The 20,059-nt window shown below is 72.4% G+C and carries 18 protein-coding genes; 10 read left to right on the top strand and 8 right to left on the bottom strand.

The features are described from left to right. Positions 1–350: 350 nt before the first annotated feature. The gene (locus ACGF2V_RS19235) at positions 351–698 is read right to left on the bottom strand and encodes a hypothetical protein (RefSeq protein ID WP_362619301.1); all 348 of its coding nucleotides are present in this window, start codon (positions 696–698) and stop codon (positions 351–353) included. A gap of 92 nt (positions 699–790) precedes the next feature. Here ACGF2V_RS19235 and ACGF2V_RS19230 point away from each other — a divergent pair, with 92 nt between their 5' ends. Next, positions 791–1,777 carry a LuxR C-terminal-related transcriptional regulator gene (locus ACGF2V_RS19230; RefSeq protein ID WP_362619299.1) on the top strand — a complete coding sequence of 329 codons (987 nt, stop codon included), beginning with the start codon at positions 791–793 and terminating at the stop codon, positions 1,775–1,777. A 441-nt stretch (positions 1,778–2,218) separates the two neighbouring features. Here ACGF2V_RS19230 and ACGF2V_RS19225 read toward each other — a convergent pair whose 3' ends face one another. Next, positions 2,219–3,202 carry a UDP-glucuronic acid decarboxylase family protein gene (locus ACGF2V_RS19225; protein ID WP_362619297.1) on the bottom strand — a complete coding sequence of 328 codons (984 nt, stop codon included), beginning with the start codon at positions 3,200–3,202 and terminating at the stop codon, positions 2,219–2,221. A 360-nt stretch (positions 3,203–3,562) separates the two neighbouring features. On the opposite strand from ACGF2V_RS19225, the gene ACGF2V_RS19220 reads away from it, so the two are divergent. The 8 genes from ACGF2V_RS19220 (at position 3,563) to ACGF2V_RS19185 (ending at position 12,945) form a co-directional block, all read left to right on the top strand. After that, positions 3,563–4,318 carry an ArpA protein gene (locus ACGF2V_RS19220; protein ID WP_362619294.1) on the top strand — a complete coding sequence of 252 codons (756 nt, stop codon included), beginning with the start codon at positions 3,563–3,565 and terminating at the stop codon, positions 4,316–4,318. A gap of 207 nt (positions 4,319–4,525) precedes the next feature. Beyond that, positions 4,526–5,524: a glycosyltransferase family 2 protein gene (locus ACGF2V_RS19215; protein WP_362619345.1), complete on the top strand. Its 999-nt coding sequence runs from the start codon at positions 4,526–4,528 to the stop codon at positions 5,522–5,524. Continuing rightward, complete coding sequence (locus ACGF2V_RS19210; protein WP_362619292.1) at positions 5,521–6,828, top strand: ATP-grasp domain-containing protein; 1,308 nt, start codon at positions 5,521–5,523, stop codon at positions 6,826–6,828. The genes ACGF2V_RS19215 and ACGF2V_RS19210 overlap by 4 nt, the downstream gene beginning before the upstream one ends. Then, complete coding sequence (locus ACGF2V_RS19205) at positions 6,825–7,577, top strand: hypothetical protein (protein ID WP_362707112.1); 753 nt, start codon at positions 6,825–6,827, stop codon at positions 7,575–7,577. The genes ACGF2V_RS19210 and ACGF2V_RS19205 overlap by 4 nt, the downstream gene beginning before the upstream one ends. A gap of 40 nt (positions 7,578–7,617) precedes the next feature. Further along, the gene (locus ACGF2V_RS19200; protein WP_362619287.1) at positions 7,618–8,925 is read left to right on the top strand and encodes a phenylacetate--CoA ligase family protein; all 1,308 of its coding nucleotides are present in this window, start codon (positions 7,618–7,620) and stop codon (positions 8,923–8,925) included. Then, positions 8,922–10,295: a hypothetical protein gene (locus ACGF2V_RS19195; RefSeq protein ID WP_362619284.1), complete on the top strand. Its 1,374-nt coding sequence runs from the start codon at positions 8,922–8,924 to the stop codon at positions 10,293–10,295. Before ACGF2V_RS19200 ends, ACGF2V_RS19195 begins: the two co-directional genes overlap by 4 nt. A gap of 74 nt (positions 10,296–10,369) precedes the next feature. Further along, positions 10,370–11,893 carry a cation:proton antiporter gene (locus ACGF2V_RS19190; RefSeq protein WP_362707115.1) on the top strand — a complete coding sequence of 508 codons (1,524 nt, stop codon included), beginning with the start codon at positions 10,370–10,372 and terminating at the stop codon, positions 11,891–11,893. Further along, a complete protein-coding gene (locus ACGF2V_RS19185) occupies positions 11,890–12,945 on the top strand; it encodes an NAD-dependent epimerase/dehydratase family protein (RefSeq protein ID WP_362619278.1) in 1,056 nt (351 codons plus the stop codon). The genes ACGF2V_RS19190 and ACGF2V_RS19185 overlap by 4 nt, the downstream gene beginning before the upstream one ends. 71 nt (positions 12,946–13,016) lie before the next feature. Here the strand turns inward: ACGF2V_RS19185 and ACGF2V_RS19180 are convergent, their stop codons facing one another. The 6 genes from ACGF2V_RS19180 to ACGF2V_RS19155 form a co-directional block, all read right to left on the bottom strand. Continuing rightward, positions 13,017–14,303 (bottom strand): phenylacetate--CoA ligase family protein, encoded by a 1,287-nt coding sequence (locus tag ACGF2V_RS19180; protein ID WP_362707119.1) that lies wholly within the window; start codon positions 14,301–14,303, stop codon positions 13,017–13,019. A 20-nt stretch (positions 14,304–14,323) separates the two neighbouring features. Further along, a complete protein-coding gene (locus ACGF2V_RS19175) occupies positions 14,324–15,103 on the bottom strand; it encodes a hypothetical protein (protein ID WP_362707121.1) in 780 nt (259 codons plus the stop codon). A gap of 1 nt (position 15,104) precedes the next feature. Beyond that, the gene (locus ACGF2V_RS19170; protein WP_362619271.1) at positions 15,105–15,467 is read right to left on the bottom strand and encodes a nuclear transport factor 2 family protein; all 363 of its coding nucleotides are present in this window, start codon (positions 15,465–15,467) and stop codon (positions 15,105–15,107) included. A gap of 104 nt (positions 15,468–15,571) precedes the next feature. Continuing rightward, entirely contained in the window at positions 15,572–16,561 is a 990-nt protein-coding gene (locus tag ACGF2V_RS19165) for a hypothetical protein (protein WP_362707124.1), read from the bottom strand. Further along, complete coding sequence (locus ACGF2V_RS19160) at positions 16,551–18,248, bottom strand: lysine--tRNA ligase (RefSeq protein WP_362619266.1); 1,698 nt, start codon at positions 18,246–18,248, stop codon at positions 16,551–16,553. Before ACGF2V_RS19160 ends, ACGF2V_RS19165 begins: the two co-directional genes overlap by 11 nt. Positions 18,249–18,457: 209 nt before the next feature. Then, entirely contained in the window at positions 18,458–19,066 is a 609-nt protein-coding gene (locus ACGF2V_RS19155) for a response regulator transcription factor (RefSeq protein WP_362619264.1), read from the bottom strand. A gap of 153 nt (positions 19,067–19,219) precedes the next feature. On the opposite strand from ACGF2V_RS19155, the gene ACGF2V_RS19150 reads away from it, so the two are divergent. After that, on the top strand, positions 19,220–20,014 hold the full coding sequence (locus ACGF2V_RS19150; protein ID WP_362707126.1) for a histidine kinase: 795 nt from the start codon (positions 19,220–19,222) through the stop codon (positions 20,012–20,014). The last annotated feature ends 45 nt before the right edge of the window (positions 20,015–20,059 follow it).

Here is a 20,059-nt window from a genome sequence, read left to right as displayed (position 1 = left end):
CCCGCGCGGTACGCGTGGAGGTGATGGCCCAGGGTCTTGGCGATGAGTGCACATGGGCGTGTGGTGCCGTACGAAAGGTGCATCGTGTCCCCCTGATGTACGCACGTGTCCGGGTCCGGTCGCATGCGGTGGTCTCCCCTTTACCGGTACGGGCGGGCCTCGTGTGGTCGCACGAAGATCTGCCATGAGGCTTCGCCGTTCTGGCGAGCCGTCCTGACCGGTGGTAACAACTCTGCGCACTGGCCAGAACTTTGCACAGGGTTCACTTCTGTCAGGGAGCTGCAATGGCAGGACGCGGACAAGGTCGCGGGCGGCGCCGCGGTGCGGTACCCGCTCATGGCGACGGCTCGTCACCCGTGGCCGTTCCCATGGGCGAGCAGCTCCATCAGCATCGTCAGCGGCACGACCGACCCCCTCGTGAAGCGCGCCGGACACCGCGCCAGGACCTCGTCGGCGGCGCGTTCGGCGTCGGCCAGGGTCGGCTGGCACAGGAAGAGCACCGCGGCCCCCGAGGGCGATGGCGCGGCGTAGATGTGCTCCACCCCGTGGCCAGGACGGGCCGCCTCCCACAGCGCCACGCCGACGTCCCCGGTCCAGCGTCCGTGGGCCGGATCGGGATGAAGGTTCACGACGTACATGACGGCCGCCTTCCACTTGCTGTAGCCGATTCCGTGGAACTGATGTGAACTTTCGGCCATCGAATAAAGTGTTGGCTCACATCGGCCGCGCCCGCCACCCAGGTGGTCGTCGCGTGCGGGCTGTGGGGCTTCTGCCTTTGGGGGAGGGATAGATGCTGCGTCAACTGGGCCTCGGGCCGGACGAGGAAGCGGTGTACCGCGCGATGCTCGCCGGCGGGACAGGGGGTGTTTCCGGTCTCGCGAGTCAATTGGGCTGGACGGAGAGCCGCTTTCGTGCAGCGCTGGACCGGCTGGCCGCGCTCTCGCTCGTACGTCCGTCGGCGGACGGCGGCCCGGGACGGCCCGTCGACCCCGAACTGGGACTGACCGCACTCCTGATGAGCCAGGAGGAAGAGGTTCTCGAGCGCCAGCGTCAGATCAGCGCGAGCCGCCTCGCCATGACCCGGATGCTGGCCGATATTCGCGCCTCGGGCGGCCAGACGGTCAACGAGGTGCAGAAGCTCTGGACGATGGACCAGATCCAGTCCAAGATCGAGCACCTCGCGAGCACCTGCACCACCGAGGTGGCGGCGTTCGTACCGGGCGGTGCGCAGAGCGCGGAGAGCCTGGACGCCGCCCGGCCGCTCGACCAGGCGGCCATCGACCGGGGCGTCCAACTGCGGTACGTGTTCCTCGACAGCGCCACGAACTCGCCGGCCACCCGGGAGTACGTGAACTGGCTCGGGGAGCGCGGCGGTCACGTGCGGGCCGTGCCTCGGCTGCCGTCGCGGATGCTCATCTACGACCGAGGCACGGCGATCGTCCCGGTGGACCCGACCGCCGCGGATCTGGGCGCCCTGGTTCTGCACGGCACCGGCGCCGTGGCCGCGCTGTTGGCCTTCTTCGAACACACCTGGCAGCAGGCGTGCCCGCTGGGCGAGACCGCGTCCCGTACCGGCGAGGACCCGCTGAAGCCACCGGAGCGGGCGGTGCTCGAACTGCTCGGCCAGGGCATGACGGACGACGCGATCGCCCGTCAGCTGGGGGTGTCGGTGCGCACGACCCGGCGCATCACGGCCGACCTGATGCAGCGGCTGGGCGCCCGCAGCCGGTTCGAGGCGGGCGTCCTCGCCGCCGGCCGGGGCTGGCTCTGCGTCTGAAGCCCGCCCGAGCAGTTCTCGTGGATCGGCGCCGGGCCCCGGACGCGGCGCACCGCCTGATGTCCAGTGCGGTGCGCCGTCCGGCCCCCGGCGCCGACAGGACACCGGACACCCCGCACGGCACGCCGGGCACTCCCGGCAGGACGACGGACACTCTCTGGAGGACGGCGAAGGTCCCCGACCGGACGGCGAAGGTCCCCGACCGGGCTCAGGGCGTCCCCGGCAGGACGGCGCACGGCCCCGGCAGGACGACGAACACTCCCCACGGCACCCTTGAGCGCCCGGCCACTCCCGACGGAACTCACGGCACCCGTGAGCCCCCGGGCACCCCCGACCGGCCTCCGGGCACCCCCGGCCGGACGGGACCTTCGAGAAACTGGCCAGGGCCGACACGGCGATCCCTCTCGTCGCACAACTGCTCGACCAGGATGCCGGTCGTGCCTACAAATCCTCTGCACCCGTCAGTTGCAGGGCCCCCCGCTCACCCCGGGGGCCGTCCCGGAACCACGCGACGGTCTCCGCCAGGCCCCGCGCGGTGCTGAACCGCGGCCGCCAGTCGAGGTCCTCGCCGGCCCGGGTGGTGTCCGGGCGGCGGACCGACGGGTCGTCCACCGGCCGCGGCACCCGCACGATGGCGGACCGGGACGCGGTGAGTTCGCGGATCCACTCGGCGAGCCGGAGCACCGAGATCTCCTCCTGGTTGCCGAGGTTGACCGGACCGGCCAGCGTGTGCCCGGCCATCCGCACCAGGCCGTCGACCAGATCGGAGACGTAGCACAGCGACCGGGTCTGCGACCCGTCGCCGGCCACCGTGATCGGCTCCCCGGCGAGCGCCTGCCGGATGAACGTCGGCACGGCACGGCCGTCGTGGGGGCGCATGCGGGGGCCGTACGTGTTGAAGATGCGGACGATGCCGGTGTCGACGCCGTGCGTGCGCCGGTAGGCCATGGTCAGCGCCTCGGCGTACCGCTTCGCCTCGTCGTACACGGAACGCGGCCCGACCGGGTTGACGTTACCCCAGTAGCTCTCGGGCTGCGGGTGCACCAGCGGGTCGCCGTACGTCTCCGACGTGGAGGCGAGCACGAACCGGGCGGCCTTCTCCCGGGCGAGGTCCAGCAGATGACGGGTGCCCTCGGACCCCACCCGCAGGGTCTCCAGCGGCAGTTCGAGGTAGTCGACGGGGGAAGCGGGCGAGGCGAGGTTCAGTACGGCCGTGACCTCGCCCTCGAGGGCGAGCGGCCCCTCGCAGACATCGGCCTCGATGAGCCGGAATCCGCCCTCGTCGGCCAAGTGGGCCACGTTCTGCGGATCGCCGGTGCTGAAGTTGTCGACACAGACGACGCCCCAGCCGTCCGCGAGCAGCCGCTCGCACAGGTGCGAGCCGAGGAACCCCGCCCCGCCCGCCACTACAGCCGTCCTGGCCATTCTCATTCCCTCCCTGGAATCGCGTCCCCCGGAATCACGTCCCTGGAATCGCATGGCATACCCGTACAGGAATTGCAGGATCATCCCCGGGGCGCATTGGAATGTGACAGGAACGGACCGGTCACCGCAAGCGTGTGTTTCTCATCCGCTGCCCCGGCGTGAGGTTCTCACATGCCATGTGTGTTCCTCATGCGGGGCGGTCGGCAGAGGTTGTTCACCCGAAATCGGTGAACGGGACACTACCGACGTCGGCGGGCCGCCCAGCAGAATCGAGCCGTCAACAGCGACCGGGCACGGGGAGCGCGGGGAAACCCGAACCGTGAATTCCGGCAGCCGCAATGCGTAAGGAGTCGTACCCCCATGTCGCAGAACGCCATCACCGCGGCCAATGTGGAAGAGCTGATCGCGAAGAACATCACGGAACGCTTCAGCAGCGACCACGAAGTCCTCAAGCTCTCCCAGCACTTCCGGCGCGAGGGCTACGTCAAGCTTCCCGGCCTGGTCTCCGAGGAGGTCTTCGCCGCGGTCGCCGACGAGACGCACCAGCTGATCGACACCCACCAGAAGCGCATCGACATCCGCCTCAAGGAGACCGGCGACTCGCCGCGCTACATGTCGACGGTCGGCCAGAAGGCGATCGCCTCGGACGGCTCGCTCATCCCCGCCGTCTACGACTCCCCCGCGCTCAAGGGCTTCCTTTCCCGCCTGGCCAAGGAAGAGGTGATGGCCTGCCCGTGGGACGAGGAGAAGTACATCATCACCCGCCAGCACCAGAAGGGTGACACCCACGGCTGGCACTGGGGCGACTTCAGCTTCACGGTCATCTGGCTGATCGAGGCGCCGGCCCTGGAGTTCGGCGGCATGCTCCAGGCCATCCCGCACACGGACTGGAACAAGGAGGACCCGCGCGTCGAGGAGTACCTCCAGGAGCACCCGATCCGCTCCTACGGGCACGCCAAGGGCGACCTGTACTTCCTGCGCTCGGACACCACGCTGCACCGCACGGTCCCGCTGAACGCGGACAAGACCCGCATCATCCTCAACACCTGCTGGGCCAGCCGCGCCGACCTGTCGAAGACCGCCACGCACGAGACCATGACGGCGATGTTCGACTAAAGGGCTGTCCCGTAATCCCTGGCGGGCGCGCGACGACAGCCGCGGCACCTCGCCGCGTTGTCGGAACATCCGCATACATCCGCTATGCGGACGCCCCTCCGCCTTGCGACGCACCACATCTGACGCCGCGCGCTGATCCACCACGGATTACGGGACAACCCTGAGGAAGAGAAAATTCCGGGAGGACGGAAAAGAGAGCTGCGAATGATGGCCAGGTTGCCTGCCACACTTTCGATCACCGCGATGGTGCCCTGTTACAACGAGGAGGAGTGCATAGAGCAGGCATACCTGGAAATCAAGAAGGAGATCTACCGGTACGAGGATTCCGAGATCCTCTTCATCGACGACGGAAGCACCGACCGCACCCTTGAGATCATCAAGCGAATAGCAGCGTCGGACCCGCGCGTCGCCTATCTATCGTTCGCCCGCAACTTCGGCCTCGAATCGGCCTTCACCGCCGGATTCGCCTACGCCTCCAAGGAATGGACGGTCCAGCTCGACGCCGACCTCCAGTCCCCGCCCGCCGAAATCCACAAGCTGGCGGGGCGGGCCGTGGAGGGCGACTACGACGCGGTCTTCGCGGTCCGCAGAGCCCGCCAGGACCCCTGGTACCGCCGACTGGGCACCCGGGGCCACCAGGCCATCGCCACCCGGATCCTCGGCATCGAACTGCCCGTGCACGCCTCGGTGTTCCGGGTGGTGCGCACCGCGGTGGCGCGCAAGGTCGCCGACTGCGAGGTCAGCACCCCGTACTTCATCGCCACCCTGCCGTTGATCGGCGCGCGGTACACCACGGTGGAGACCGCGCACTCCGCCCGGAACGCGGGCCGGGGCAAGTGGTCGCTGGGCAAGCTGTTCCGGCACGCGATCGACCTGTTCGTCGGCTTCTCCTACCGGCCGCTCGCCCTCGTCTACGTCGCGGCGGCGGCGGCCACCGCCGCCGCCGCGGCGCTCACGCTCGGCCACGGCGGCGTGCCCCTCCTCGCCACCGCGTCCGTGGTCCTGCACGCCGCCGGTCTCGGCGCGCTCGCGCTGCTCGCCCGCTACCTGGTGCGCATCATGCGCGGAAGCGCCGGCCTGCCGCGCTACCAGATCCGCGAGGCCAACATCCCCGTACGGCCCCGCGACGACCTCTACGCGTACCAGTACCAGCCCACCGGCCGGGCGACACCCGGACCGATGCTGCAGACAGGGAATCTGCCATGACCAAGCCCCACATCCTCGTGCTCGGCGGGGGCGAGGACCAGTTGCCCGCCTACCACGAGGCCCGCCGCCTCGGCTACGGCGTCATCGGCGTCGACCAGCGCCCCGAGGCGCTCGGCGCCGCCGCCGCCGACCTGTTCCTGTGCATGACGACCCGTGATCCGCAGCGGATCGCCGCCGAGGTCGGGCACCTCGACGTCGCGGCGGTCGTCTCGCCCGCCAGCGACGCGGCCCAGGAATCGGTCGCCGAACTGAGCAGACTCCTGAAGACGCCGCACCAGCCGGCCCCGGACGCCGTACGGGCCTCCGTCGACAAGGGCTATTTCCACTCCGTTCTCGCCCGACTCGGTCTGCCCACCTACCGGCACGTCCAGTCCGACGACCCGGCCGAACTGCGCCGGGCCGCCGCCGAATTGCCGATGCCCGTCATCGTCAAGCCGAGCGACTCCTCCGGCAGCAAGGGCGTCCAGGTCGTCGCCGACCCCGAGGCCCTGCCCGCGGCCCTCGACGAGGCGCGGCGCTACTCCTTCTCCGGGCAGGTGATCGTCGAGGAGATGCTGCTCGGCCGGCACCTGTCCGCCGAGGCGTTCCTGCGGGGCGCCAGGCTCGGCACCGTCGCCGTGACCGAACGCACCACCACCGGCGCCCCCCGGATGATCACCACCGGCCACACCGTGCCGGCCGAACTGGCGCCCGCCACCGAGATCCGGCTCCGCTCCCTGATCATGGACGTCTGCGGGGAACTCGGACACGTCGACGGCCCGGTCAACTTCGACTTCGTCGTCGACGACCACACCGAGGAGATCCGCTTCATCGAGATGGGCGCCCGGCTCGGCGGCAACGGCATGCCGCTCCTGGTCGGGCACGCCTACGGCATCAACACCTACGAGGCCGCGCTGCGCCTCGCGCTGGGCGAGGTCTTCGACCTGACGCCACGTCACAACAAGAAGACGGCCCTGCGGATCCTCACCAGCGACACCGACGGCATCCTGCGCGCCGTCGAGGGAGCCGACGCCGTCCGCGCCCTGCCGCAGACCGCCGAGCTCCAGATCTTCGCGAGCCCCGGTGGCCGGGTCCACCGCTACACCCAGGCGGGGCACAAGCTCGGCTACCTCCTGCTCGTCGCCGACAGCCACACCGAACTCCGCGAGGCGCGCGCCCGCGCCGACGCCCTGCTGCGCTTCGACGTGGAACCCGATCCGGCACCCGCCACCCGCATCCCGCCCGCCACCGCCTCCGACGCCATTTCCGGCCCCGGTTCCGGCTCCGGCTCCGACCCCGAACTCCTTACGGAGAAGACCCCTTGAACACCCTCCGGCGCAACGCGCCCTTCCTCATTCTCTTCGTGCTCGCCGGCGTCTTCGCGGGCATCGTGTGGTTCGTCATGCCGCACGACCGCGAGGTCAAGAGCCTCGGCATCCTGCTGTTCAAGCTGGTGCCCTTCATCCTGGCCACCGAGGCGGTCGCCCAGCTCGACCCGGCATGGGCCAGGAGGATCCACCTCCACCTGGCGATACCGCTCTGCTTCCTCGTCTACTTCATCTACTTCGTGCCGAAGATCTTCTTCGTCGCCGAGGACCACCCCGAGCTCTACTACTACATCCTGACGCTGACGCCGTTCGTCGTACTGAGCCTCGTCTTCTCGTTCCGCGTCGGGGGCGGCGCCTCCCACCTGGTGCGCCGGCTGTCCTACGCGATGATCCTGCTGATGCTCTCCGGCGTCGAGGACTACGCCTACCTCACCGTCAACGACCACACCGACCCGCAGTGGCAGACCATTCCCGAGGTGTGGACCTGGGCCTCGCACATGACGGTCTTCCTCGGCCACCCGGCCAGCAAGTACGAGGCGTACGCGTTCATCATCACCCACCTCGTGCTCGTCGTGTTCGTGCTGTTCGCGCCCACCCGCTGGTTCACCCCGGTCGCCCGGCTGCTGCGCCGCTCCGACCGCCCCGGCTCCGAGGTTCGCAGCTCCGAGGCGGGCGACGCCACGACCCGCGACGCCGCGGACCGCGACGCCAAGGCCCCCGGCGCCGGGGCCCGCGCGGCCCGCTGACGACCGCCCGCGCCGAGCAGACGACGAGGAGACGACGACGATGTTCCTCCGAGAGGCCGCGTACGTGCCCGTCACGTACGCCCGCCAGTACGGCACCCGGGGCTCGCTGCGCCGGCGCCAGCTGAGCCAGCTCAACCGGATGCTGGCGCACGCCCGCGCCCGGGTGCCGTACTACCGCGACGACCCGGCCTACCGCACCGGGCCGCTGCGCACCCTCGCCGAGGCGGCCCGGCTCCCGGTCCTGAACAAGGAGGTCCTGCGCGCCAGGCCCCTGGAGGACTTCCTCGCCGACGGCGTGACCCCCGCCGCCCTGCCCACGTTCCGAACCAGCGGGTCCACCGGCCGCCGGGTGACCGTGGTGCACGACCAGCACAGCCACGACTACCACATGGCCGCGTGCGTACGCCGGTTCCTGGCGACCCGCCGGTACCTGCCGACCGACCGTCTCTCGCACATCCGGCCCTTCGCGCCGCCCTCGCGCGGCTTCGAGAAGGCCAAACTGTTCCGCCGTCACGTCCTGCTCACCGACCGGCCCATGGAGGACATCAAGGCCGAACTCCTCGCCGAGCGGCCCCAGGTCGTCATCGGCTACCCGGTGCACCTGCGGGCCCTGCTCCGGGCCCTGACCCCGGCCGAACTGGCCGCCCTTCGCCGCACGCTGCGGCTGGTCATGACCGAGTCCGAACTCCTCGTCGACGCCCACCGGGCCCTGTTCGAGAAGGAGTTCGGGGTGCCGGTGCGCGACGAGTACTCGGCGTTCGAGGTCCTCAACGTCGCGTACGACTGTCGGTACGGCCGGGCCCACCTCGCGGAGGACCGCCTCCTGGTGGAGATCCTGGACGAGGAGGACCGGCCGCTGCCCGACGGTGCCGAGGGCCGGGTCGTGGTGACCGCGTTCATGGAACGCGCGATGCCGCTGATCCGCTACGACCTCGGCGACGTCGGCCGGATCGAGACCCGGCCCTGCCCGTGCGGGCGGCGCTTTCGCACCCTGCGCCTGACCGCCGGACGGGTCAACGACTCGGTCCTGCTGCCCACCGGCCGTCAGTTGTACCCGGACACCTTCCTGCACCTGGCGGCGACCTTCCCCGGCATCGCCGAGTGCTCCGTCCACCAGGACCGCGAGGGCGCGGTGCGGCTCGACGTCGTCCCGGCCGAGGACATGGACGGCGACGCCTGGGACGCGCTGTGCGCGGGGGTGACCGAGCGTCTGCACACCGTCGCCGAGTGCGTGTTCCCGCTGCGGGTCGTCCGGGCCGAGCGGATCGAGATCACGGCGGGCGGCAAGGGCCGCTTCGTCACCTCCGAGGCGGTGGCACCCCGGCCGGTGCCGGCCGACACACCATGACGGCCGCCGCCCCGGCCCCGGCACCGGACCGCGGGACGAACGGATCCGCCTCGAAAGAGACGAAGACGGGCCGGGCCGCCTCGCCGCACCAGGAGCGGGACCGGAACCGGGACTCGGACCGGGGAGCGGACCCCGCATCGCGGCGGCCCACCGTCGGCCTGCTGACCTCGCTGCTCGCCGGGCGCGCCGCGTTCCGTCTCGCCCTGGTCGGGGCGAACGCCGCCCTCCTCGCCTGCTGGGGGCAGGGGCCGTACGCCCACTACGCCGGGGCCATGGGCACCGCCCAGGTCCTCACCACCATCACCTCGCTCGGCATCGAGAAGTCCGCCCTGAAGCTGGTGCCCCGGGCCCGCCGCACCGGCGGCCAGCTGATCACCGTCTTCCTCGCCTGCGCCCTGGCCCTCACCGGCGCCGTCGTGCTGTGGCTGGGCTGCGCGGTGGCGTTCGTCCCGTCCGGCGACCACCGGATGACGGCGCTGCTCGCCGGGCTGTACGCCGCCCTCCTCGGCCTGAACACCGTCCTCGTCGGGCTGTGCCGGGCGCTCGGCCGCAACCGGGCCGACATCGCCAACTTCGCGGCTCTGTCACTGATCATCGTCGCCGGAACCGCCCTCACGGCCCTGCTCGACTGGGGGCCGACGGCCTTCGTCGGCTGGATCCTCGGCGGGACCGCCCTGCTCGACCTGGCCCATCTGCCCGCGCTGTACCGGGCCGCCGTCCGGCCGGTGCGCCGCCGGGTGGCCGTGCCCGCGGTCGGCACCTCCCTGCTCATGGCGTCCGGCGACGTGGCGGCGTCCGGCACGCTCAGCCTGCTCTTCGCCCTGCTCGGCGCCTCCCGCCACCACGAACAGAGCGGCCATCTCTACCTGATGGTGCTCGCCTCGTCCGTGCTGCTGAACGGCTTCGGCTATCTGCTGCGGCTGTTCCAGCCGCATGTGTCGGTGACCCTGCGCAGCGTCGCGGACACCCGGCTGGACCGCCGGGTCTTCCGGCGGCTGCCGCAGGTAGCGGTGGCCGGGATCCTGTGGACCCCCGCCGCGCTCCTGCTCACCCGGCACGCCGAACAGAGCGGCCTGGTGTCGCCACCGGTCGCCGTACTGCTCCTGTACGTCCTGTGCGTCCCGCTGTTCTTCGCGGTCGGCAGCCTCAACTACCTGCTGGAGAACGCCACCGCGCGCACCCTGCGCATCACCGCGGCCGGTTCGGTGGCCGGACTGCTCTGCGCGGTCCTGCTCGGGCTGGTTCTGGTGCCCGCGCTCGGCGCGCTCGGGGCGGTCACCGCGCTCGCGACCGGGGAGATCGCCCACGTCCTGGCCGCCCGTCTCCTGCTGCGGACCGCCCCGAAGTCCGCCGCCGCACCGGCCCCGTGACCGCCGTCCCTCACCACCGTGCCCGTCACCACCGTGCCCCGCGCGCGGACCCGACCACCTGAGGAGCTCACCCGATGCATCGTCCTCGGACCAGCCGCAGCCCCGCCGGCGGAAGACCTGTCGACGGCATCCCGGCGGACACCGACGCGACGGGCGGCCGTCCGGCCTGGCGCGGCATCGTCTACCCCCTGCTGATCTCGGCCCTCGCCCTGGGCGCGCTCTTCGCCGTGCTCGGCCTCGGCGTCGGCGTGCCCGACGACCTCCCCGCGGGCACCACGGCGTCGCCCCCGGGCGAGGCCACCCAGGCCAGCGAGACGCTGCTGCGAGTGGTGGGCGCGCTGACCGCGGTCGCCGTCGTCGCCGCGGCGGGCGGCGCGCTCGCCCGCAGGCTCGGCCAGCCGCCGGTCGTCGGCGAGATCGCGGCCGGTCTGCTGCTCGGCCCGTCCTGCCTGGGGGCGTTCCTCCCGGCCTCGAAGGAACTGTTCTTCCCCGACGCCGCCCAACCGGTCCTCGGGCTGCTCGCCCAGGTCGGCCTCATCCTCTTCATGTTCTCCGTGGGCTCCGAGTTCGACCCCTCCCAGCTCCGCCGCAGCGGGCGCGTGGTGGGAGCGGTCAGCCAGGGCAGCATGATCATCCCGTTCGTGCTCGGCGTGCTGTCGTCCGGGCTGGTGTACCACGAGTTCGCCGCCGGACACGTGGGCTTCCTGCCCTTCGCGATCTTCCTCGGCACGGCGATGAGCATCACCGCGTTCCCGGTACTGGCCCGGATCGTGCAGGAGTCGGGTCTGTCCCGTCACCCGCTCGGCACCATGGCGATGACCTGCGCGGCGGCCTGCGACGTCATCGCCTGGGGGGCGCTGGCCACCGCCATGGCCGTGGCCGGGGCGGGCAGCGTCTGGGGCGCCGGGGGCACGGTGCTGCTGGCCGTCGCGGTGGCGACCGTGGTGCTGCTGCTGGGCCGTCCTCTGGTACGGGCCGTCGAGCGGTGGTCGGACCGGGCCGGGCTGCCCGCCGCCGCCCGGCTGGTCTTCCTGCTGCTGCTCGTGTTCTCGCTGGCCCGGCTCACCGACCTGATCGGCGTCCACTCCATCTTCGGCGCGTTCCTCGCCGGTCTGCTGCTGCCGCACCGCGCGGACAGCGCCCTGACCGCCGTGCAGGTCCGGGTCGACTCCCTCAACCGCCGGCTGCTGCTGCCCCTGTTCTTCATATCCGTCGGCATGACCGTCGACCTCACCCAGGTCACCGGGCACGCCGGGCTGCTGCTGGCCGCGGCGGTCGCGGTCGTCACCGCGGTGGCCGGCAAGCTCGTCGGAACCGCCGTCACCGCCCGGACCGCGGGCCTGTCCTGGCGGTACTCGCTCGGGCTCGGTGTGCTCCTCAACGCCCGCGGCGTCACCGAGATCGTCGTGCTCAGGGCCGGGCTCGACGCCGGGCTCATCAACCAGAACGCGTTCACCGTCCTGGTCGTCATGGCCGTGCTCACCACAGTGATGACCGGCCCCGCACTCGGTCTGCTGGGCCTCACCGGCCGGTCCGCGACCGGCACTCCCCCGCACTGCGACCCCGTCCCCGCCCCCAGGAAGAAGGAATCCGTATGAACACCGGCAGCACCACCGGCCAGGACACCGCCCCCGTCTCCCTCGTCACCGGCGGCGCCGGGTTCATCGGCTCCCACGTGGCGCGCGAACTCCTCGCCGCGGGCCACCGGGTGATCGTCCTCGACGACCTCAGCGGCGGCGCGCGCGGCAACGTCCCGGCGGGCGCCGAGTTCCGGCACGGCAGCGTCTGCGACCCCGAGGTGGTCGACGCCGTGTTCGCCGCGCACCGCGTCGACTACGTCTTCCACCTCGCCGCGTACGCCGCCGAGGGACTGAGCCACTTCATCAAGCGCTTCAACTACATGAACAACGTGGTCGGCAGCGTCAACCTGATCAACGCCGCCGTCAACGCGGGCTCCGTCAAGTGCTTCGTCTTCACCTCGTCGATCGCCGTCTACGGCGCGGGACAGCTCCCGATGCGGGAGGACCTCGTGCCGGCGCCCGAAGACCCGTACGGCATCGCGAAGTTCTCCGTCGAGCAGGAACTCCACGTCACCCAGCGCATGTTCGGCCTGCCGTACATCATCTTCCGGCCGCACAACGTCTACGGCGAGTACCAGAACATCGGCGACCGCTACCGCAACGTCATCGGCATCTTCATGAACCAGGCGCTGCGCGGCGAGGAGTTCACCGTCTTCGGCGACGGCGAGCAGACCCGCGCGTTCAGCTACATCAAGGACGTGGCCCCGGCCATCGCCCGCTCGGTCCACGTCCCCGAGGCGTACAACGAGATCTTCAACGTCGGCGGCGACCGGGTCTACACCGTCAACCGCATCGCGGCGGCCGTCTGCGAGGCGATGGGCGTGGAGCTGCGCGTCAACCACCTTCCCGAACGCGACGAGGTGCGCGACGCCTACGCCACCCACGAGAAGGCCCACAAGGTGTTCGGCGCCCCCGAGGCCCCCGTCGAGCTGGAGGACGGCATCGGCCGCATGGCGCGCTGGGTGAAGGAGGTCGGCCCGCAGGAGCCGTCCGTCTTCTCCGGCATCGAGGTCGTCCGCAACCTCCCGCCGTCCTGGCGGGCCGCCCTGGAGGCGCGGCGCTCGATCTGAGCGGGGCGGGCGCGGACGCGCGGTGACGGCCGTGTCCGGTACGGCGGGAGCGTACCGGACACGGCCGTCGTCTACGCCTGCGTCCCCGCCCCTCTCTCCACCTTCACGAGCTTGATCTTCCCGTTGCGCTCCGGCGCGATGAACGGCACCCGCTCGACCGTCACGTCGAACTCCGGCACCGCCTCTCGCACCGACGCCTCGATCCGGTCCGTCACCGCTTCGTCCGCGCCCGGCGAGAGCACCACCGAGACGGTGACCTGGGCGGGCCGCCGCTGGACCAACTGCATCCGGGCCACCTCCGGGAAGCCCTGCACCTGGTACGTGAGGAAGTCGGCGTAGAACTCCCGCCCGTCCGCACCCCGGAAACGGTCCTCGCTGCGCCCCTGCACCCGCAGCACCACCGGGGTCGCCCGCCCGCAGCCGCAGTCGGCCGGGCCGACCGTCACCCGGTCGCCGAGCCGGTAGCGGATCAGAGGCATCGCCTCGCTGTGCAGCCGGGTCACCAGGATCTCGCCCTCCACCACCTGGCTGCCGTCGGCCAGGACCGTCGAACCGTCGTCCCGCTCCACCTCGACCACCACGTCCGCGCTCCGCAGGTGCAGCGCGCCGCGCCGACAGGTGCGGGCCACCGTGAACACCTCCACCGAGGCGTACACCTCGTCGCAGCGCGCCCCCAGATGCCCCAGCACCCGGGCCCGCGCGGTCGGCGTCAGCCGCTCACCGCCGAACAGCACCCGGCGCGCACCGGTGTACCGCACCCCGCGCCGCTCCAGCTCGTCCACGATCGAGGCGATCACGTGGGGAAAGCCGACCAGGAACGTCGGCCGGGCCGCCAGGAACGCCTCCACCTGCTCGTCCAGGGTGGCGCTGGTGTCGATGTGGAACGTGCGCAGCACCCCGAACCGCTCCAGCGGGTGCCGCAGGAACGGATTGACCCGGAAGTACGCCATCCGGTCCCACGGCCGCAGGCCGGACGCCAGCATGTCGTACAGGTACGAGGCCCGCAGATACCCCAGGTCCCGCTCCGAGTTGCGGATGGTGATGGGGATGCCGGACGAGCCGCTGGTGGTGCCCGGCTTGGTGGAGGCGGTGGTGAACCCGGCCGCCAGCAGCTCCTCGGCGGGGCTGTGGTGGAGGTCCGTCCGGTCCAGGACCGGCAGGGACGCCAGATCCTGCGGGCCCCGGAACGCGGCGGCCGTCGCCGGGTCGATCAGCTCGCGGTAGCGCGGCACCCGCGCCTGCGCGTGCCGCACCAGACCGACCAGCAGCCGCCGCTGCTCCTCGGCCAGCCGTTTCGGCCCGGCCCGGTCCAGGCGTACGGTCCGCACGAGGTTGCGCAGCACGGGAGCGAGCTTCATAACGGGCGAGAGACCCGGCGTCATGACGTTCTCCGCACGATCGGAGCGCCGTGCACGGGACAGCGGTGCGGCCGGAACCGCTCAGCCGCCTCCGGGCGTACGTGGACGTACGTGGGGCGGCGCCTGCGCAGCAGGGTCAGCACGGTCGCGTCGCCCAGCACCCGCGCGTGCACCCGCCCGGCATTGAGGTGCAACTCCCCGCAGGAGAGCGGCACCGCGCCGAGATGGCCGAGCCACGGCTCGTACCAGAGCGAGCCGCCGGACGGCCGGGAGCGTGCCGCCTCGGCCAGGTTCGTCCGCGCCACCCGCACCAGGTCCCGGCCGCCCGGCGTCCCGGGGTCCCCGACCACCAGGGCGGGGCCCTCGGGAAGCGCGCCGGGCCGGATGCCCGGCTCCGCGTACGGGTCGGTGTGCGCGGTGGCGTCGAGCAGGACCCGCCAGGTGGAGCCGTGGGCCCGCACCGGGTCGCGCAGCGACCGCGCCACCTCGTACACGTCCAGGCCCCTGGTGCGGTGACCGGCCAGCCGCAGTGCCTCGTACAGCTCGGCGGTGCGCTCGGCCGCCGGGCGGCCCGGATCGCGGCGGGCGGGCGGCGCCTCGCCCAGCGGCATCAGCAGGTGCCGCCGCTCGTCCGCCTCCGCGCGGGTCAGCGGCGGCAGCGTCCCGGTGGCGGCGTACCGCTCCCGGTAGTGCGGGACCGTGCGCAGGGCGCGCCGCACGGTGCGCGCGTACGTGGGACGCGGATACGCGTGCCAGGGGTACGGGTGCGGCGGACGCACGGGCTGCGGTCTGCCGGCCATGTCAGCAGTGGGTGTTCTGGTCGTGGACGAGCAGCCAGCGGCCGTCCGCGCGGGCGAAGACGAGGCTGAGCAGGTAGTTCAGCTGGTAGGGCTTGCCTTCCGGGTCGAGGTCGCGGTAGTCGACGCGGAGCACGGCGACGGCGGTGTCCTGGTGCACCCGGGTGCTGGTGACCTCCGTCTCCATCGTCCAGTCGGGGTCCTGGAACCAGCCCTGGTGGAAGGCCCGGACATCCTCGGCGCCGGTCACGGTCTTCCCGTTGGGCAGGATGTACGTCGCCTCGTCGTGGACCGTCTCCATGTACGCGTCCAGGTCGCGGGCGTCGATGGCGGCCAGGTGGCTGTCGAGGGCGGCGGTGAACTCCATGCGGTTCTCTTCTCTCTCGGCTCTCCCGGCGATGTGCCGGGTTCGGGTTCTCCCCGGGAGTGGCTCCGTCACGAACCGGTTCCCCCGGGGGAGGGTTCTTCGGGTCAGAACGGGGTGGCGACCGCGTGCCTCGGTACGGCGACGGCGCCGAAGGACTCCTTGAGCCCGCGCATGCCGGGCCCCAGTTCCACGGCGGCTACCCCGGCGCCGATCATCCGGTCGATCTCGCGCAGATACAGGTCCAGGTACAGATCGCGGGTTCCGTCCGAACCGGTCACCGTGGTGGCCCAGCCGCCCGGCACGTCCAGCACCAGATCGAGGGAGCGCAGCCGGCCCGACGCGCGCTCCCGGTGGGTGAAGTAGGCGGCCCCGGGGTGGGAGTTGAGCCGCTCGAAGTAGACGGGCAGCAGGGGCGCGGTCGCGCCGGGGCGGCGGGTGTGCTTCATCCGGGTGAGCTGGTCGAGGCGGCTGGCCCGCACCGGGTCGACGGCCGTCACCCGTCCCGTCGTCAGTCCGGGGTCGCCGCCGATCCGCTCGTACAGGGCGGCCAGCCGGCGCCGCCGGGTGCGCGGCAGCCCGGCGAAGTAGGCGTCCATCGAGTCCCAGCGGTTGTGCAGCACCGAGCAGGGCGCGGTCGCCCGGCGCACCGTGAACGGACCCGCGATCTCGGCGAGTTCGTCGCGCTCCACGTCCAGGTGCAGGACGCCCAGGCAGCGGGCGCCCAGACGTCGGCGCAGCGCCCGCTGGAAGGCGCGCAGCGCGGTGGTGCGGGCGGCGGGGCCGAGTTCCGCGGCGTACATCCGGCCCCGGCTGAAGCTGTTCGGCAGATGCGTCTGGAACCAGGCGGGCAGCCGGGGCCGGCCGGGCACGGCGAACCGGCGGCTCGGGGGCAGCAGTCCGAGGTGTCCGCAGAACGCGGCCACCGGTTCGCCCGCGTCGTGGACCAGGCCCGCGCGCAGCGGCCGGAGGCTGCCCCACGCGGCGGCCTCCAGCAAGGACTCCTCCCACAGGGCGCAGCCCTTCGGGGCTCGGACGAAGGCGTCCCAGCCGTCCGGGGCGGGCTCCTCGCCGGGGGTGAAGATCTCAGCCCGCATGCGGTACGGCCTCCTGGAGTACGGGTTCGGGGCGGGTGGACGGCTTCCCCAGCAGGGGGCGCCGTCCGTGGTCGCGGTAGGCGGCCAGGGCGTCGGCGAGCGCGGCGGGGCCCAGGGCGTCGGCGAGGGTGTCGAGCCGCGGACCGTGCGCCGCGGCGAACAGCGCCCCGTAGATCTCCCGGAAGTCCTCCCGGGTGCGGGCGGCGCGAGGCGCGCCGGGGCCGGTGTGCGTGCGCAGCCCGTCGATGAGCGTAGCGACGGCCGGTCCCGTACGGGCGGTTTCCGTGACGGTCGCGTCCGGTGCGGCGGCCGTGCCCGTACCGACCGGTCCCGTGCCCGTGGCGTCGTCCGTGCCCCAGTAGCGGTGGTGTCCGTGCGTGCTCAGCCAGTTCCGCGCGTGCCGTACCCGTTCCGCCATCAGCTCGCCCGCCGCGTCGGGGTGCCGGCGTTCCAGGTGGCGCAGCGCCGGGGCGGTCCGCCCGCCGTGGGAGTAGAGCGCGCCGACCACCGACCGCATGCGGGGCAGCGCGGCGCGTCCGGCCGGGGCCTCGTCGCCGAGCAACTCCCAGAGCGCCCGGGCCCGTTCCCGGTGCGGAACAGCGCGCACGAACCGGTCGAAGGCGTCGTACGCGCCGAAGAACGCGCCGGGGCCGAAGCCGAGCCGGAAGTCGGACAGGCAGTTGCCGCGGGCGTAGAGCCACAGCACCAGGACCGGGGGGTACACGGCCAGCAGGTCCCGGACGTACGGGCCGCCGCCGCGCGAGCCGGACACCTTGCCGCCGCCCCGCTCGCCGCGCACCAGCCCGTACGGCACGATGACCGGCTGCGGGCGGCGCAGATAGTCGTCGTACACCGGGCGGGTGCGGTCCATGGTGCTGCCCGCGCTGCAGTGGTCCTGTCCCGCGGGCTCGCAGTCGATGTGCTCGTGGGCGACCCGCAGGGCCCAGTCCAGCGCCCAGGACGGCTTGACGACGGCGGGGTCGCGTGCGGTGAGTTCGGCGCCGCACGACAGACAGCGGTACCGGGCCGCCGCCGCGCCCAGCTCGTGGATCTCGGTGTCGTTGCGTCCGCACTGGAGGCAGTACACGGCGAACAGGTCGCGCCCGTCGTCCTTGCCGAGCAGCCGTGCCAGCCGCCCCGCGTCGCGCTGGAACCGCCGCTGCCGCTCCCGGTACTCGCCGGCGCGGTAGCGCTCGAACTGGTAGTGGGTCTCCCACGCGGAACCCGGCGGTGTCCGGCCGTCCTCGTCGGCGTCGGCCGGAAGGATGCCCACGGCCCTCAGCTCCGCGAGGTACGCGCGGCAGATCCGGGTGGCCCGCTCCCGGTGCACGGCCAGCGGCCGGCCCCCGTATCCGGCGAGCTCCGGGTCGCGGGCGGCCTGGCTCTCGCGCACCGGGTCGTAGTCGTCGAAGCTCAGCAGGATCGCCGACCGGCGGCCCATCCCGGTCAGTGCCCGGTGCACCAGGTGCGCGCAGACCGTGTCCCGGAAGTTCCCGATGTGGAAGTAGCCGGTCGGGGACATGCTGGTCTGGATCAGGATGCGGTGGTGCGCGGGGTGCCGGTCGGCGAGCCGCCGGGCGTAGTCGAGCGCCCAGTGCGCGGCGGCCCGGTCCTGCGCGTGCAGACCGCCGCCGGGCACGCCCGCGGCGGCCCCCGCCCGCGCCCGCGCGCGTCGTGTCGTTGGCATGGGGGCAGTACAGCGTGATCCCCGATGAAGGCCCTATAACGACCTGGGGCCGATAGGGAGCGGGCTCGCGCCGACCTGCGACTCCGCTTGCCGCGTTGTCGTCGGTCTTGCGGCTGCACGCAGCCGGCCCCGCTCCTTCTCCCCCCATGTGCCGGTGGTCCCGCCGCCGGGACACGGTGCTCGTGAACGGGGTTCGCCCGGCCCCTCGTTCAGGTCAGCCAGCCGTTCTCGCGGGCGATCCGCAGGGCGTCGACGCGGTTGCGCGCGCCGAGCTTGTTCACGATGGTCGTGAGGTAGTTGCGCACCGTACCCACCGACAGGTTCGTCACGGTCGCGATCTGCGCGGCCTCCGCGCCCCCGGCGACCCGGCCGAGCACCTCGATCTCCCTCGGGGTGAGCGGGTTGTCCCCGATCTCCCAGGCGGCCATGGCCAGTTCGGGGTCGATGATGCGCCGCCCGGCCCCGACCTTGCGGACTGCGTCGATCAGCGCCTCGGGCGAGGAGTCCTTCGGCAGGAATCCGCCGACCTGTGCCTCCAGGGCCCGCCACAGCCGGCCGGGCTGCGGCATGCCGGTGAGAATCAGCGTCCGGCACTCCGGCACCTGGTCCCGGAGCCTGGCGGCTGCGGTGATCCCGTCCATGCCCGGCATACCGATGTCGAGCAGCGCGGTGTCGGCGCCCGTCCGGATCACGGCGGGCACCACCTCGTCGCCCCGGCCGACCTGGGCCACCACCTCCAGGTCCGGCTCCAGGTCCAGCAGCGCGGCCAGCGCCACCCTTACCACGTGCATGTCCTCGGCCAGCACGATCCGCTGCATGCGTCCCCCTGTCTCCCCCTCGTACCCGGCGGTCCGCCGTTCTGTGTACCAGGGAACGGAGCAGGTCCGGCCGGTTCGTATAGTGCAGTGATAGCGGCCCCGGCGAAACTCCCTCGCAGCAGGAGCAGTCGACGACAGCAGAGCGGGGATGCCGTGCCACAGCCGCTGACCACACCGCCCGCGCCCGCCCGCCCGGGTTCGGCCCGCCCCGCTCGGGGCCCTTCCGCCGCCGAAGCCACCGCGGGAGCCCCCGCCGGTCTCTCCGCCACCGAGCGACGCCGGATCGTCGTGGGCGAACGGGTGCGCTTCGCCCGCGATCTGCACGACCTGGTCGGCCCGAGGATGTCGGCGGTCATCCTCCAGTGCGAACTGGCCGACCGGTTGCTCGACGGCAGGCCGGACACCGCCCACGACCAACTGGCCGAGGCGCTGCGGGGGATGCGCCAGATCCTCGACGACGTGCGCACGGTCGCCCACGGCTATCACTGCCTGTCCCTGGAGACGGAGATCGAGTCCGCCCGGACGCTCCTGGAGTCCGCGGGCGTCCGCACCGAGACCGACTTCCCGCGCGCGGCGCTCCCCGCACCGCTCCAGACCGTCCTGGCCACGGTGGTGCGCGAGGCGACGGCCAACGTCCTCAAGCACAGCGACGCCCGGTCGTGCGCCCTGCTGATCCGGGTGGGCCCGGAGTCGGTCCGGCTGACCGTCACCAACGACGGCGTACCCGCCGCGGGCGGCGCCACCGCCCCGTCCCCCTCCCCCGGCATCGGTCTGCGCAGCCTCGCCGAGCGGGTCGCCGCGGTCGGCGGCCTGCTCACGCACGGCGCCGACGGCCCCGGTCACCACACCCTGGACGCCCGCTTCCCCCTGAAGGCCGCTCCCGCGCCCGGCGGCGGCCCGCGCCCCGCGGACGTGGTCGGCGGCGCGGACCCCGTGCGCCCCACGTGACCGAGCGCACCCCCCGCTCCGTTCGAACTCCCGCGACAATGAACG

Source organism: Streptomyces sp. NPDC047982, assembly GCF_043204165.1.
GTDB lineage: Bacteria > Actinomycetota > Actinomycetes > Streptomycetales > Streptomycetaceae > Streptomyces.
Note: the sequence above shows the minus strand (reverse complement) of the source record. Positions and strands in the feature narration are given on the sequence as shown.

Bases quoted from the DNA above. Each gene is read 5' to 3' on its own strand.
- ACGF2V_RS19235 (WP_362619301.1), bottom strand. From the start codon at position 698: ATGGCCGAAAGTTCACATCAGTTCCACGGAATCGGCTACAGCAAGTGG.
- ACGF2V_RS19230 (WP_362619299.1), top strand. From the start codon at position 791: ATGCTGCGTCAACTGGGCCTCGGGCCGGACGAGGAAGCGGTGTACCGC.
- ACGF2V_RS19225 (WP_362619297.1), bottom strand. From the start codon at position 3,202: ATGGCCAGGACGGCTGTAGTGGCGGGCGGGGCGGGGTTCCTCGGCTCG.
- ACGF2V_RS19220 (WP_362619294.1), top strand. From the start codon at position 3,563: ATGTCGCAGAACGCCATCACCGCGGCCAATGTGGAAGAGCTGATCGCG.
- ACGF2V_RS19215 (WP_362619345.1), top strand. From the start codon at position 4,526: ATGGCCAGGTTGCCTGCCACACTTTCGATCACCGCGATGGTGCCCTGT.
- ACGF2V_RS19210 (WP_362619292.1), top strand. From the start codon at position 5,521: ATGACCAAGCCCCACATCCTCGTGCTCGGCGGGGGCGAGGACCAGTTG.
- ACGF2V_RS19200 (WP_362619287.1), top strand. From the start codon at position 7,618: ATGTTCCTCCGAGAGGCCGCGTACGTGCCCGTCACGTACGCCCGCCAG.
- ACGF2V_RS19195 (WP_362619284.1), top strand. From the start codon at position 8,922: ATGACGGCCGCCGCCCCGGCCCCGGCACCGGACCGCGGGACGAACGGA.
- ACGF2V_RS19190 (WP_362707115.1), top strand. From the start codon at position 10,370: ATGCATCGTCCTCGGACCAGCCGCAGCCCCGCCGGCGGAAGACCTGTC.
- ACGF2V_RS19185 (WP_362619278.1), top strand. From the start codon at position 11,890: ATGAACACCGGCAGCACCACCGGCCAGGACACCGCCCCCGTCTCCCTC.
- ACGF2V_RS19180 (WP_362707119.1), bottom strand. From the start codon at position 14,303: ATGAAGCTCGCTCCCGTGCTGCGCAACCTCGTGCGGACCGTACGCCTG.
- ACGF2V_RS19175 (WP_362707121.1), bottom strand. From the start codon at position 15,103: ATGGCCGGCAGACCGCAGCCCGTGCGTCCGCCGCACCCGTACCCCTGG.
- ACGF2V_RS19170 (WP_362619271.1), bottom strand. From the start codon at position 15,467: ATGGAGTTCACCGCCGCCCTCGACAGCCACCTGGCCGCCATCGACGCC.
- ACGF2V_RS19165 (WP_362707124.1), bottom strand. From the start codon at position 16,561: ATGCGGGCTGAGATCTTCACCCCCGGCGAGGAGCCCGCCCCGGACGGC.
- ACGF2V_RS19160 (WP_362619266.1), bottom strand. From the start codon at position 18,248: ATGCCAACGACACGACGCGCGCGGGCGCGGGCGGGGGCCGCCGCGGGC.
- ACGF2V_RS19155 (WP_362619264.1), bottom strand. From the start codon at position 19,066: ATGCAGCGGATCGTGCTGGCCGAGGACATGCACGTGGTAAGGGTGGCG.